This window comes from Sphingopyxis sp., from assembly GCF_050916055.1.
In the GTDB taxonomy this organism is placed as follows: domain Bacteria; phylum Pseudomonadota; class Alphaproteobacteria; order Sphingomonadales; family Sphingomonadaceae; genus Sphingopyxis.
In genome coordinates this window covers 1800656-1813433 of the sequence record NZ_CP051527.1, presented here as the reverse complement: position 1 = coordinate 1813433, position 12778 = coordinate 1800656, and the positions used below count along the sequence as shown (strand labels likewise).

9 protein-coding genes and 1 tRNA gene are annotated in these 12778 nt (G+C 66.6%); 4 read left to right on the top strand and 6 right to left on the bottom strand.

The features are described from left to right. Positions 1–3 precede the first annotated feature (3 nt). Entirely contained in the window at positions 4–2622 is a 2619-nt protein-coding gene (locus tag HEQ22_RS08830; RefSeq protein ID WP_432770806.1) for a TonB-dependent receptor, read from the top strand. Positions 2623–2749: 127 nt separating this feature from the next. On the opposite strand, the gene HEQ22_RS08825 is transcribed toward HEQ22_RS08830, so the two are convergent. From HEQ22_RS08825 to HEQ22_RS08800, 6 genes are all read right to left on the bottom strand, one after another. Next, positions 2750–2825 (bottom strand) — tRNA-Lys (locus HEQ22_RS08825). A gap of 113 nt (positions 2826–2938) precedes the next feature. Continuing rightward, entirely contained in the window at positions 2939–4045 is a 1107-nt protein-coding gene (gene rodA / locus HEQ22_RS08820) for a rod shape-determining protein RodA (RefSeq protein ID WP_432770805.1), read from the bottom strand. Beyond that, entirely contained in the window at positions 4042–5946 is a 1905-nt protein-coding gene (mrdA, locus tag HEQ22_RS08815) for a penicillin-binding protein 2 (RefSeq protein ID WP_432770804.1), read from the bottom strand. The genes rodA and mrdA overlap by 4 nt, the downstream gene beginning before the upstream one ends. A gap of 12 nt (positions 5947–5958) precedes the next feature. Then, positions 5959–6480, bottom strand: coding sequence for a rod shape-determining protein MreD (locus tag HEQ22_RS08810; protein ID WP_432770803.1), 522 nt, complete (start codon positions 6478–6480; stop codon positions 5959–5961). Continuing rightward, positions 6477–7394, bottom strand: a complete 918-nt coding sequence (gene mreC, locus HEQ22_RS08805; protein ID WP_432770802.1) for a rod shape-determining protein MreC — start codon at positions 7392–7394, stop codon at positions 6477–6479. Before mreC ends, HEQ22_RS08810 begins: the two co-directional genes overlap by 4 nt. A 17-nt stretch (positions 7395–7411) precedes the next feature. Continuing rightward, on the bottom strand, positions 7412–8458 hold the full coding sequence (locus tag HEQ22_RS08800; RefSeq protein ID WP_088441978.1) for a rod shape-determining protein: 1047 nt from the start codon (positions 8456–8458) through the stop codon (positions 7412–7414). Between the two features lie 194 nt (positions 8459–8652). Between HEQ22_RS08800 and mutL the strand changes: the two genes are divergently transcribed. The 3 genes from mutL to HEQ22_RS08785 all read left to right on the top strand — a co-directional run bounded on the left by mutL (position 8653) and on the right by HEQ22_RS08785 (position 12701). Beyond that, on the top strand, positions 8653–10485 hold the full coding sequence (gene mutL / locus HEQ22_RS08795) for a DNA mismatch repair endonuclease MutL (protein WP_432770801.1): 1833 nt from the start codon (positions 8653–8655) through the stop codon (positions 10483–10485). A gap of 803 nt (positions 10486–11288) precedes the next feature. Beyond that, on the top strand, positions 11289–11801 hold the full coding sequence (locus HEQ22_RS08790; protein ID WP_432770800.1) for a hypothetical protein: 513 nt from the start codon (positions 11289–11291) through the stop codon (positions 11799–11801). Positions 11802–11903: 102 nt separating this feature from the next. Beyond that, positions 11904–12701, top strand: a complete 798-nt coding sequence (locus HEQ22_RS08785; protein WP_432770799.1) for a DUF1206 domain-containing protein — start codon at positions 11904–11906, stop codon at positions 12699–12701. Positions 12702–12778: the final 77 nt, after the last annotated feature.

Here is a 12778-nt window from a genome sequence, read left to right as displayed (position 1 = left end):
GTTATGAACAAGGCTATTGTTACGCGCTCGGCGCTTTTGGTGCTGCTGTCCACCGTCGCCGCCATTCCGGCCTATGCGCAGGAGCCGGTGCCGTCCGAGACGGCCGCCGAGGATCGCGACGATGTCATCGTCGTCACCGCAAACCGGCGCGAGGAAAATCTGCAGGATGTGTCCGGCGTCGTCCAGACGCTCGGTGCCGACCAGCTCCGCCGCGACGGCATCAGCGATTTGCGCAATCTGCAGGTCGCGATCCCCGGCCTCAGCATCTCCAATCAGGAGGGCAATGTCGAAATCTTCATCCGCGGCGTCGGGTCGGCGAACAGCACCGAACTCGGCGATCCCGGCGCGGCGCCGCACCTCAACGGCACCTATATCCCGCGCCCGCGCGGGCTGGGCCTGATGTTCTACGACCTTGAACGCGTCGAGGTGAACAAGGGGCCACAGGGCACGCTCTATGGCCGCAATGCGGTTGCGGGAACGCTCAACATCATCACCGCCAAGCCGCGGCTCGGCGAATTCAGCGGTTATGCGCAGGCCGAGTTCGGCAACCGCTCCTCCTATGGCGCCGAGGGCGCGATCAATATCCCGGTCGGCGACACCCTCGCGCTGCGCGCCGCGGCCTATTACATCAATCGCGATTTCGGCTTCAAAAACGTCTCGACCGGCGCGCCCGCCAGCGACCTGAAACCGGCGGGCCTCGAAGAGAATTACGCCGGCCGTCTGTCGCTGCTGTGGGAACCGAGCGACCAGCTCAGCATCTCGATCGTCGGCGACTATGGCAAGGAAACCGGCACCGGTTATCCCGGCGCGAACATTTTCAGCGCCGTTCAGGCGACCGGTCTGCGGCCCGACAAGCTCAATCTCAAGAACGTCGTGTATCGCGGCCTGCAGGGCGAGATGGAAAACGAGCTGTGGGGTGTTCAGGGCAAGATCAACTATGATTTCGGCAGCTTCGGTGCCGAACTGACCGGCAGCTATCGCTCGGTCGATTTCTATCAGGTCAATGCGTCGAGCGAAGGCATCGACTATCCCGGTCGCGACCTGTCGGCGGTGCTGTACGACAATTATTCGGGCAACTTCTGGCAGACCCAGTCGAAAAGTCAGGTCTATGAGGCGCGGGTGTTTGCCAATGAGGATCAGCGCTTCCGCTGGAATCTCGGCGGCTTCTATTTCAACGAAGACCAGGCGGTCGGTTACCTCGCGCTCGCCGATCGCGGCTATTGCTGCTATTCGGGCACCGAATTCACGATGCCCGACGTCCAGGGCGAAAGCTATGCGCTCTATGCCGACGGCACCTTCGACGTCACCGACCGGCTGCGGATCCTCGGCGGCATTCGCTACACCGACGAGAAAAAGTCGCGCTACGGCATCGGCGGCAACTGGGCGCTGACGCTGGGCGGCGAGGATTTCGCCTGCTGCTTCGCCACCCGCCTCGGCACCGAGGGTTTCCGGCCCAACCTTCTCGACCGGCCCAACTTCGACGTCACCGGCATCAACACCCCGCAGGGTCTCGCGCAATTCCTGATCGAGGGGATCAAGACGCCGGGGCTGCGCGACACGCTGATTCAGCAGATCGGCTCCATCGCCAACGGCACCAACCCGAACGGCACCTGCATCGACCGGCCCGACATCGACAATGGCTTCGTCAACTGCCCTGCCGCCGCGAACGGCGGGTTCAGCTATGCGAACCTGACGATCCCGGGCCAGCAGGTCGGCAACTCGGCGTTCAACTTCGTCGACTGGCGCGCCGGCATCGAGCTCGACGTCAGCGACGACAACATGCTCTATGCGAAGGTGTCGACCGGTCACAAATCGGGCGGCTTCAACGACAGCTTCAACGGATCGACGATCCCCGAAACCTTCAGCCCCGAAAAGCTGCTCGTTTACGAGGTCGGCAGCCGCAACAGCTTCGATGCGTTCGGGCGGCGGGCGGTCTTCAACCTGACCGGTTTCTACTACGACTATTCGAACCAGGTGTTTCAGGATCTGACCTGCATCAACCTCGACAGCACGCAAACCCCGCCGGTGTGCAACGGCTATTCGCTGGTCAACCGCAACATCGGCGCGTCGCGCATCTATGGCGCCGAGGCCGAACTGCGCCTGAACCTGCCGGGGAATTTCGGGCTCGACGTCAACGCCGCCTATCTCGACACGAAGATCACGCGCGGCGTCGTGGCCGATGCGCGCGCGCAGGATTTTGGCGCCGGCGGCAATTCGCCGCTGATCAGCCTGGTCGGCAACCGTTTGCCGCTGTCGTCGAAGATGAACGTCAGCGCGCGGCTGTCGCAATGGTTCGACGTCGGGCCGGGGCGTCTCGATTGGCAGGCGCTGCTCAACTACCGCTCGTCCTACTACCTCAGCCAGTTCAACGAGGACGATATCGTGTTCCTGAGCGGCGCGCGCCAGACGTCGCTCGCGGCGGGCTTCCCCGACCGGCAAAAGGGGTATGCGACGCTCAATCTCGGCATCGGCTATACGATCGACAATTTCCGCCTCGAAGCGTGGGCGAGCAACTTCCTCAACGAAGAAGTCTCGCAAAAGGCGCTGGTCGGTTCGTCGCTGAACATCCGCTTCCTGAACGACGCGCGCAGCTATGGCCTGCGCGCTCGCGTGACCTTCTAATAAGGGGGCAGCCGCCCGGGTCGCGATGCGGCCTGGGCGGCTGTTGTTCGCGACGATCGCTTATGGAATCCGACATATGCACAGCCGGTTGGAACGCGGCGCGCCGAAGGTTGTTACGTTGAAAAAATGGTGGACGCACTAGGGCTCGAACCTAGGACCCGCTGATTAAGAGTCAGCTGCTCTACCAACTGAGCTATGCGTCCACGTGCCGGTTTTCGGCGCGCTGTGCAGTGAGAGGAAGGCCTCTTTGCTGCGAAGCGAGCGGCCCGCTATCATGCCGTTACCGGGTTGGCAATGGCTGGGCCGAAGATTTTTCTTAACTGAGGCGCCGGCGGCCGGTTTTGCTGTCGTTTTCGATCGCCAGAATGATGCCGACGCACGTCATCACGGTCAGCATCGACGAACCGCCATAGGAAAAGAGCGGCAGCGGAATGCCGACCACCGGGGCCAGCCCCATCACCATCATCAGGTTGATCGCGATGTAGAAAAAGATCGTCATCGTCAGCCCCGCCGCGACCAGCTGGCCGAAGCGCGTCCGCGCGCGGAGTGCCACCCGGGTCGACCAGCGCAGCAGCAGGAAAAAGCCGATGAGCAGCGCAACGCCACCGATCAGCCCCCATTCCTCGGCCATCGTCGCAAAGATGAAGTCGGTGTGGCCTTCGGGCAGATAGTCGAGGTGGCTTTGCGAGCCGTTGAGGAAGCCTTTGCCCCCGATGCCGCCTGAACCGATCGCGATCTTCGACTGGCTGATATGATAGCCGGCGCCGAGAGGGTCGCTTTCGGGGTCGAGGAAGATCAGCACCCGTTTCTGCTGATAGTCGTGCAGGAAAGAAAAGAGCACGGGCAGCGCCGCCGCGCCCGCCAGCGCCGCGCTGCCGAACCACCAGAAGGGCAGGCCGGCGACGAACATCACGATGACGCCGCTGGTGCAGATCGCGAGCGCGGTGCCGAGGTCGGGTTGCAGCATGACCAGCGCCGCGGGCAGGCCGATCATCACCAGCGCCGGCCACAGCGCGGTGACGGTTCGCGTGTTGCCGGGCGGCAACTGCGCATAGAAACGCGCGAGCGCGACGACGATCGTCACCTTCATCAATTCGGACGGCTGGAGGTTCATGAAGCCGAGGTCGAGCCAGCGCTGGCTGCCGCCGCCGACGAAGCCAAGAAGTTCGACCGCAAGCAGCAGGACCAGCACGCCGATGTAGGCAAGATAGGAGAAGTCTTCGAAAATTCGCAGCGGGAAACGCCCGATCACCAGCGCGACCGCAAGGAAGGCGAGGAAACGCACCCCCTGCTGCAGCGCCCACGGCGACCAGCTGCCGCCCGCCGCGGAATAGAGGACGAGCAGGCCGAAACCGGTGATGCCGCCGAGGATGGCGATGAGCTTCCACGGGATACGCCGGATCGCGGGTGGGACGGGGATCATTGCGGCACCTCGGGATCGGGATCGCTCGACGCGCCCGATTTCCACGCCGCATAGTCGCGGTCCATCCGTTCCTTGATCGTGCCGCCCCAGCCCGCCTCGAAGGTGTCCAGCGCTTCCATCGCCTTTTCGCGGTCGAACAGAAAGGTCATGAAATCCTTCGCCACCGGCGCCGCGGCGCGCGAGCCGCCCATGCCGTGCTCGATCACGACTGCGGTCGCATAGCGCGGGTTGTCGACCGGCGCGAAGCCGATGAACAGGCCGTGATCGCGGAATTTCCAGGTGCCGTTCTTGCCGTTTCCGGTGCCCAGGCCGCGCACCTGCGCCGTCCCGGTCTTGCCCGCCATCGTGATGCCGTCGAGCGGCAGACGGCTGCGCACCGCGGTGCCGGCTGCGTTGACCACCCGGTCCATGCCGCTGCGCGCCACCGCCAGATGCTCGGCGGCAAAGGGCAGGGGTTTGGTGTCGAAGGGCCGGTTGACCAGACGCGGATACAGCGCGCGACCCGACGCCAGCCGCGCGGTCATCACCGCGAGTTGCAGCGGGTTGGTGAGCACATAACCCTGGCCGATCACCGCGTTCAGCGAATCCGACGCGGTCCATTTCTGGTCATAGCGGCGCATCTTCCACGCGCTGTCGGGAACGGTGCCATAGCGCTGGTTGCTGCCGGCCAGCTGATATTCTTCGCCGAGTCCGAACAAGCGTGCCGTCGGCGCGATCGCGTCATAGCCCAGCCGGTGCGCGAGCCAGTAGAAATAGCTGTTGCAGCTTTTCTCGATCGCGGTCGGCATGTCGATCGTGCCGTGGGTGCCAAGGCAGCGGAAGAAACGGTTGCCCAGCCGGTAACCGCCGATGCAGGTGTGCTTTTCGCCCGGATCGACGCCATGTTCCATCGCGGCGACCGCGGCGATCGGCTTCAGCGTCGATCCCGGTGGGTAGAGCCCGCGCGTCGCCTTGTTGATCAGCGGCTGGTGGTCGTCGGCGCGCAGCCACGCATATTCCGAATTGCTGATCCCGTCGGAAAAGCTGTTGGGGTCGAAACTCGGCATCGAAACGAACGACAAAATATCGCCGTTGCGGCAGTCGATGACCACCGCGGCGCCCGACTCGCGGCCCATGCGCCGCGCGACATAGTCCTGCAGATCGGCATCGATCGTCAGGTGGACGGTCTTGCCCTGTACGTCGGGCTGGGTGTCGAGATCGCGGACCACGCGGCCGCGGGCCGTCACCTCGACGCGGCGTGCGCCGGGTTTGCCCTTCAGCATCTCCTGGAAATATTTCTCCAGCCCGTCCTTGCCGATCTTGTAGCCGGGGGTGATGTACAGCGGGTCCTTGGCCTTCTGATATTCCTCGGCATTCGGCGCGCCGACATAGCCGATCAGATGACCGACCGCGGCGCCGGTCGGGTAATTGCGCGCGAAACCGCGCTGCGGCGCGACGCCGGGCAGGTCGGGCAGGCGGACGAGGACCGAGGCATAATCGGCCTCGGCAACGTCCTCGGCGACCGCGACCGGCTGGAATCCCGACGCGGCCTTGAGGTCGCGATTGATCCGCTCCATCGCGTCGCCGTCGAGCCGCAGCAGGGTGCGAAGCTGGCCGAGCACCATCTCGCGGTTGTGCAGGCGGTCGGGGATGAGGTCGATGCGTAGGCTGACCCGGTTGTTGGCGAGCGCCTTGCCGCCGCGATCGACGATCCAGCCGCGGCGCGGCGGAATCAGCGTTAGGTTGACGCGGTTGCTTTCCGATTCAAGCACATAACGATCGTTATCGACGATCGAAATATACGCCATCCGCGCCGCCAGCGCGCCGCCGACGACCATCTGCCCACCGCCGACCAGCAGTGCGCGGCGCGTGAAGGTCAGGCCCCTCCAGGCTTCGGTGATCGGCGGACTTTTGCGCGGCATGACAGGGTCCGTCTATCGGCGCTTCAGGCGGAAATTGTCAAACATGCCGGTCAGCCGCATGAACAGCGGCACGAGCAACACCGAAACGACGATCTGCGGGGCAACGAGGCCGAGCAGGCGGCCGGTCGCCGCGCCTGGATGCGCGATCAGCGCCGCGAGTGACTGGATGACCGCGATCAGCAAGGCCGCGATCGCCCAGTCGTGCAAGAATCCGCGCCAATAGATGCGCTGCGACGAATAATGGATCGCGATGCTGGCGAGCGTCCACAACCCGACCGCGGTGCCGATCGGCTGGCCGCTGAACAAATCGTCCCACAGCCCGAGCGGCAGGCCGATCCACACCGGCCACAATTCGGTGCGCAGCAATTGCCAGCACAGGAAAAACAGCAGCCCCAGCGGCGGCAGCACCGGTGAATTGGCGATCAAAGGCAGCATCAGCGGCAGGGCCGAGGCGAGCATCACGCTCGCGATCGGCACGATCCGCATCCGCCACAGCGACGCCGGCTCGCCGAGGCGCGGCGCGGCGCGGTTCATGGCGCGCCAGTGGGGGCGGGGGCGGGGGTGGGGGCCGCCGCCGGGCCAGGCAAGCCTGCCGCCTCGATATTATCGGGAGTATAGGGGCGCAGCACCGCGACCGCATCGACCTTGCCGGGATCGGCGAGCGGGCGGGCCAGCGCGCCGTCGTCCTGGCGGCGCACGACGATCGCGACCGGGATGTTCGGCGGATAGAGGCCGCCGGTCCCCGAGGTGACGAGGATGTCGCCGGGCTTGAACGGGTTGTTCGCGATATTGAGGGTGCGGACGTCGAGGTCGCCGTTGCCGCGGCCATAGGCCAGCGCGGGCAGGCCGTCGCGGGCGCGGCGCACCGGCACGATATTGTCGACGTCGGTCAGCAGCAGCACCTGCGATACCGACGGCCCGGCGCTGAGCACGCGGCCGATCAGCCCGTCGGCGCCGCGCACCGGCTGCCCCGAAGCGACACCCAGGTTGCGCCCGATGCTGAGCAGCGCGATGCGCTTGCTGCTCGTCGAGGTCGAGGTGAGGAGGTAGCCGTTGGCGAGCGCCGTCTTGTCGGTTTCCTGCAGCTTGAGCAGCGCTTTGAGCTGGCGGTTTTCCTCTTGCAGCGAGCTGGTCGCGACGAGCTGGCGGCGCGTGTCGGCCAGCTCCTTGCGCAGCCGCCGGTTCTGGGTGCCCGCCTTGACATAGGCGCCCACGGTATCGTCGATGCCCGAGATCGACCCGATGGCCGAGCGCGAGACGCGCGCGACCGGCGCCGCGAGTTCCTGGCTGACGACGCGCAACTGCGCGAAACCGACGGGATCGACGACCGAAAGGACCGCGAGCAACAGCCCCGCCACCGCCCCCGTCACCGCGATGACGTAAGCGACGAACAGGCCGGTCTGGGCCTTGCGGGATTGCCCCGGTCGCCGATGTGCCGGGCGGACCATGACGCGATGCTATCCGATCAGGCTTGCTGCAGCACGCCGCGAAACGCCGGATCCTCCATCGCGCGGCCGGTGCCGATCGCGACGCAGGTCAGCGGATCGTCGGCGACCGTGACGGGCAGCCCGGTCGCTTCCTTGAGCAGTTCGTCGAGCTCGGCGATCAGCGCGCCGCCGCCGGTCAGGACGATGCCCTGGTCGACGATGTCGGCGGCGAGTTCGGGCGCGGTGTTTTCCAGCGCGATGCGGACGCCCTCGACGATCGTCCCGATCGGCTCGGACAGCGCTTCGGCGATCTGCGCCTGGTTGATCGAGATTTCTTTGGGCACGCCGTTGACGAGGTCGCGGCCCTTGATGTGGATCGTCAGCCCGACGCCGTCGGCCGGGATCCGCGCGATGCCGAAATCCTTCTTGATCCGCTCGGCGGTCGCTTCGCCGATCAGCAGATTATGGTGACGGCGGACGTAGGAGACGATCGCCTCGTCCATCTTGTCGCCGCCGGCACGGACCGAGGTGGTGTAGGCGAGACCGCGCAAGCTGAGCACCGCGACTTCGGTGGTGCCGCCGCCGATGTCGACGACCATCGACCCGATCGGTTCGGTGACGGGCATGTCGGCGCCGATCGCGGCCGCCATCGGCTCCTCGATCAGCCACACTTCGCTGGCGCCGGCGTTCGACGCGGCGTCGCGGATCGCGCGGCGCTCGACGCTGGTCGAGCCGCTGGGCACGCAGATCACGATTTCGGGGCTGCGGAACGCGTTGGGCTTGCCGCCGTGCACCTTGGTGATGAAATGCTTGATCATCTGTTCGGCGACGTCGATGTCGGCGATGACGCCGTCGCGCAACGGGCGGATCGCCTCGATGCTGTCGGGGGTCTTGCCCATCATCAGCTTGGCGTCGTCGCCGACCGCCTTGACCCGCTTGATCCCGTTGATCGTCTCGACCGCGACGACCGATGGCTCGTTCAGCACGATACCCTTGCCGCGCACATAAACCACCGTGTTCGCGGTGCCGAGGTCGATGGCCATGTCTTGGGAATTGAATTTGAACCAGCGGGAAAAGAAGGACATCGAAACTGCTTCCTGTCATCGAAGCCGCACCCCGGATGGCGTGCGCCCCTGTCGTGTTGAATCCGCCTGCCCGGCCGGCAACAGGTCCAAATCAGGGAGAGATTCCGGCTCGACCGCGATGGGCTGGCTGGAGAAGTCGATCAGGCTGTGCGGGTGGGTCGCGATTTGCGTCCGACTGCGCTAGGAGAGGCTGCATGTCAATACGCCGCCTGCCGGAAAAGCTCGTAAATCGGATCGCAGCCGGTGAAGTGGTCGAAAGACCCGCCGCGGCGGTGAAGGAACTGGTTGAAAACGCCATCGACGCCGGTGCGACTCGCATTTCGGTGCGAATCGCCGATGGCGGCACGTCGCGGATCGAGGTCGAGGATGACGGCTGCGGAATGCTCCCCGCCGACATGGCGCTCGCGCTCGAACGCCATGCGACCTCGAAGCTGCCGGGCGACGCGATCGAGGATGTGACGACGCTGGGGTTCCGCGGCGAGGCGCTGCCGTCGATCGCCAGCGTCGCGCGGCTGACGCTCGAAAGCCGGATCGTCGGCGGCGACGGCTGGCGCCGGGTGATCGACAATGGCGCGCTGGTTGCCGAGGGACCGGCGGCGATCGCGCCGGGTACCCGCGTCGTCGTCGACGACCTGTTCGCGCGCGTCCCGGCGCGGCGCAAGTTCCTGCGCAGCGCGCGCAGCGAATATGCCGCCTGCCTCGACGTCGTGAAGCGACTGGCGATGGCGCGGCCAGACATCGGTTTCACCTTCGACCATGACGGGCGGCGGGTGCTCGACGTCCAGGGCGGGCAGGACCGCGTCGCGCGCGTCGCGGCGCTGACCAGCCGCGACCTTGCCGCGAACAGCATCGGGGTCGATATCGACCGCGGCGATCTCCACCTCGGCGGCGTGATCAGCCTGCCGACCTTCAACCGCGGCATCGCCGACCATCAATATCTGTTCGTCAACGGCCGGCCGGTAAAGGACCGGCTGCTCGTCGGGGCGCTGCGCGGCGCCTATGTCGATCTGCTCGCGCGCGATCGCCACCCGGTCGTGGCGCTGTTCCTCGACGTGCCGACGAGCGAGGTCGATGTGAACGTCCATCCCGCCAAGACCGAGGTGCGCTTCCGCGATCCGCAGTTGGTGCGCGGGATGATCGTCGGCGGGCTGCGCCGCGCGCTCGACGAGCATGGCTTTCGCAGCGTCCAGCGCCCGGCCGAGGTGGCGCTCGCGGCGTGGCAGCAGGAGCCGGTCGCGCCCCCTGCGCCGACGCTGTTCGCCGCGCATCTGCCCTATCCGCACGCCCCGGCGACGCATTTGTTCGGCGCCGATGGCGATCCTGCGACCCACGCGCTGCTGCACGACCGCGTGATCGATTTCGCGCCGCCGCCGGGCGCGCTTCCCCATGATGCGCTTCCGATGGGCCGCGCCGAGACGGCGCATGCGCCGGTGCCGTCCGGCGAGGCGCACCCGCTCGGCATCGCGCGCGGCCAGATCGCGCAGACCTATATCGTCGCCGAAGCCGCCGACGGGCTGGTCATCGTCGACCAGCACGCCGCGCACGAACGGCTGGTGCTCGAACAACTGCGCCGCGGGATGGGCGGGCAGGCGGTGCCAAGCCAGGGCCTGTTGCTGCCCGAGGTCGTCGAACTCGACGAGCCCGCGTGCGACCGGCTGGAGGCCGCCGCGCCGCAGCTCGCCGCGCTCGGCGTCGAACTCGAACGCTTCGGCCCCGCCGCAGTCATGGTGCGCGCGACCCCGGCGATGCTCGGCGCGATCGATTGCCGCAAGCTGGTCACCGACATCGCCGACGATCTCGCCGGCTACGACGCCGCGCTGGGGCTCAGCGAACGGCTCGAGCTCGTCGCGGCGACAATGGCCTGCCACGGCTCGGTGCGCGCCGGCCGCACCCTCAGCGTCGCCGAAATGAACGCGCTGCTGCGCACGATGGAGGTGACGCCGCACTCGGGCCAGTGCAACCACGGCCGGCCGACATGGGTGAAGCTGGCGATGGGCGATGTCGAGCGACTCTTCGGCCGTAAATGAAGGGGCTGGTTCTCTGCGCCTCTGTGCGAAATATTTGAAAGACGGCATCCGACCAGTTGCGGACGTAGCGATCCTCCCCGGCACGGGGAGGGGGACCATGCGAAGCATGGTGGAGGGGTACGCGGTGTCGAGCGCTGCGTATACGGGCCCGTACCCCTCCACCACCCTGCGGGGGAGGATCGCTCAACCTCCGCTTCCCACCCCAAATCGGCCATTGGCTACGATCTGGCTGACACGGCTGGAATCGACCGATTGCGGACCCAAGAGGCGAAGGCAGCGCACTTGCCGATACGGAGCGCCGTGGGGCCGGCGGCGGCGAAGATTATTTCACACAAAGGCACAAAGGCACAAAGATGTCGTACTGACCGCGAAGCGGTTTCATTCCTTGAGCTTTGCGAAGCGATGCGGCGATGGTGAGGAAGCGGCCTTGCGGCCGCGCACCTTCATCTTCGTGCCTTTGTGCCTTTGTGTGAAACAAAAAATCCCGGCCCATAGGTACCGAATGAAGCTCGCTGCGCGAACCAATTCTTCCTCCAAGCCTACGTCCGCCGCCCACCCCATTCCCCACATTCCCTCCTCGCCTGCCGCGGACCATCGCTACCCTCTCGGCGGCTTGGCTCGTGACCCATCGCAGATAAAAATGCCGATCGCCGACGTCGAACGATTGCTCAGCCGCAAATAGCCGGCGCCGGTTCCCCGATGCACATTGCACGACCGGCGGGCGATCGTTAGGACGCTCAGGATCGCCGGGAACAAGCGGGCACGCCGCCCGTTACGCCCGCGACCCAAAGGAGAAAAAAACGATGCACTCCCCTCTGTTGGCGCCGCTTGGCGCCTTGCTTTTGCTCGCCGGTTGTTCGGACCAGCCTGCCGCCGAGCCGAAGGCGCCCGAGACCAAGACCGCCGCCGATGACAGCACGCTGCCCAACACCGGCGGCGACGCCCCGATCGAACTGTCGGCGATCGGCGAGGGCGAATTGCTCGCGCTCGACGGCGAACTCGGCTGCAGCTTCACGATCGAAGGCCAGGACGGCGCGGCGCTGGTCGCCAAGGCCGATGTCGGTCCGCAAGCCACCGCGCAGGGCGCGGTCAAGATCGGCGGACGCGTGCAGCGCGTGGCCGGTTCGGGCGGCTTCACCGCGCTCGAAAAGGGTATGCAATTGTCGGGCACCGGCGTGAAGCTGACGATCGCGCGCACCGCCGAGACGTCGTCGCCGACCGGCAACGAACAGACCGCCTATCCCGCGACGCTGGTCGCCAGCCGCACCTTTGGCGGCGAACAAAGCTTCGACGGCGAATGGGTCTGCGGCGCCTGATCCACTTGCCTGCCCGAATATGCGGCGGCTCCGGCGTCTGACGCCGGAACCGCCGCGACGGCGGGGCGTTCGGCTCGCATCACCCCGATGGGAGCAGCCCGCATGAACCGACTTCGCCGCCTCGAAACCTTCGCCCGCGCCGGCTGGTGCGCCCGGGGGGTGGTCTATTGCCTGCTCGCCTATTTCGCGCTCACCAGCGCCAAGGCGACCGAGGCGAGCCCGCAAGGCGTGTTCCGGTCGGTGCGCGATATGCCGGGCGGCGCCTTCCTGCTGATCCTGCTCGCCGCGGGCCTCGCGCTGTATGGCGCCTACCGCCTGTACGGCGCGGCGCTCGACAGCGAGGGCAAGGGCTCCGAAGCCAAGGGGATCGCGATCCGCATCGGTTATGCCGCCAGCGGCATCGCCCATTTCGTGCTCGCGTGGGCCGCGGCGCGCCTCGCGTCGGGGCAAACGGCCAGCGAGGGCGGCGAACAGGAACAGGCGGCGGCGGGCATGCTGCTCGACCTGCCGCTCGGCGCGACCTTGCTCGGCCTGGTCGGGGTCGCCTTTCTCGCCGCCGCGGTGCATCAGGCGACCAAGGCGTGGACGACCGAGTTCATGCAGGGCGTTGCCGCCGATGCGCCATCATGGGTGGCGCCGGTCGGCCGCGCCGGGCTCGCGGCGCGCGCCGTCGTTTTTGCGGTGATCGGCTATTCGCTCGTCCGCGCCGGCTGGTTCGGCTCGGCGGAAGAGGTGAAGGGGCTGGGCGATGCGCTGTCGTCGCTGACCGAACAGCCGACGCTGTACACGCTCGTCGCGGTCGGGCTGTTCCTGTTCGGCGTCCACAGCTTCGTCGAAGCGCGCTGGCGCCGCATTCGCGACGAGGACGTCGTCGCCCGCCTCCAGGCGGCGGCGCGCTAAAGCCGCGTGCGGTAAATCGGCAGCCCCTCATTCCGAACCCCTCATTTCCGTTCGTGTCGAGCGAAGTCGAGACACCC

What these genes read in the sequence shown, in the direction of transcription:
- mrdA (WP_432770804.1), bottom strand. Translation starts at nt 5,946, where the DNA reads ATGCCGCGCAAAAGTCCGCCGATCACCGAAGCCTGGAGGGGCCTGACC.
- HEQ22_RS08800 (WP_088441978.1), bottom strand. Translation starts at nt 8,458, where the DNA reads ATGTCCTTCTTTTCCCGCTGGTTCAAATTCAATTCCCAAGACATGGCC.
- HEQ22_RS08830 (WP_432770806.1), top strand. Translation starts at nt 4, where the DNA reads ATGAACAAGGCTATTGTTACGCGCTCGGCGCTTTTGGTGCTGCTGTCC.
- HEQ22_RS08785 (WP_432770799.1), top strand. Translation starts at nt 11,904, where the DNA reads ATGAACCGACTTCGCCGCCTCGAAACCTTCGCCCGCGCCGGCTGGTGC.
- HEQ22_RS08790 (WP_432770800.1), top strand. Translation starts at nt 11,289, where the DNA reads ATGCACTCCCCTCTGTTGGCGCCGCTTGGCGCCTTGCTTTTGCTCGCC.
- rodA (WP_432770805.1), bottom strand. Translation starts at nt 4,045, where the DNA reads ATGATCCCCGTCCCACCCGCGATCCGGCGTATCCCGTGGAAGCTCATC.
- mreC (WP_432770802.1), bottom strand. Translation starts at nt 7,394, where the DNA reads ATGGTCCGCCCGGCACATCGGCGACCGGGGCAATCCCGCAAGGCCCAG.
- HEQ22_RS08810 (WP_432770803.1), bottom strand. Translation starts at nt 6,480, where the DNA reads ATGAACCGCGCCGCGCCGCGCCTCGGCGAGCCGGCGTCGCTGTGGCGG.
- mutL (WP_432770801.1), top strand. Translation starts at nt 8,653, where the DNA reads ATGTCAATACGCCGCCTGCCGGAAAAGCTCGTAAATCGGATCGCAGCC.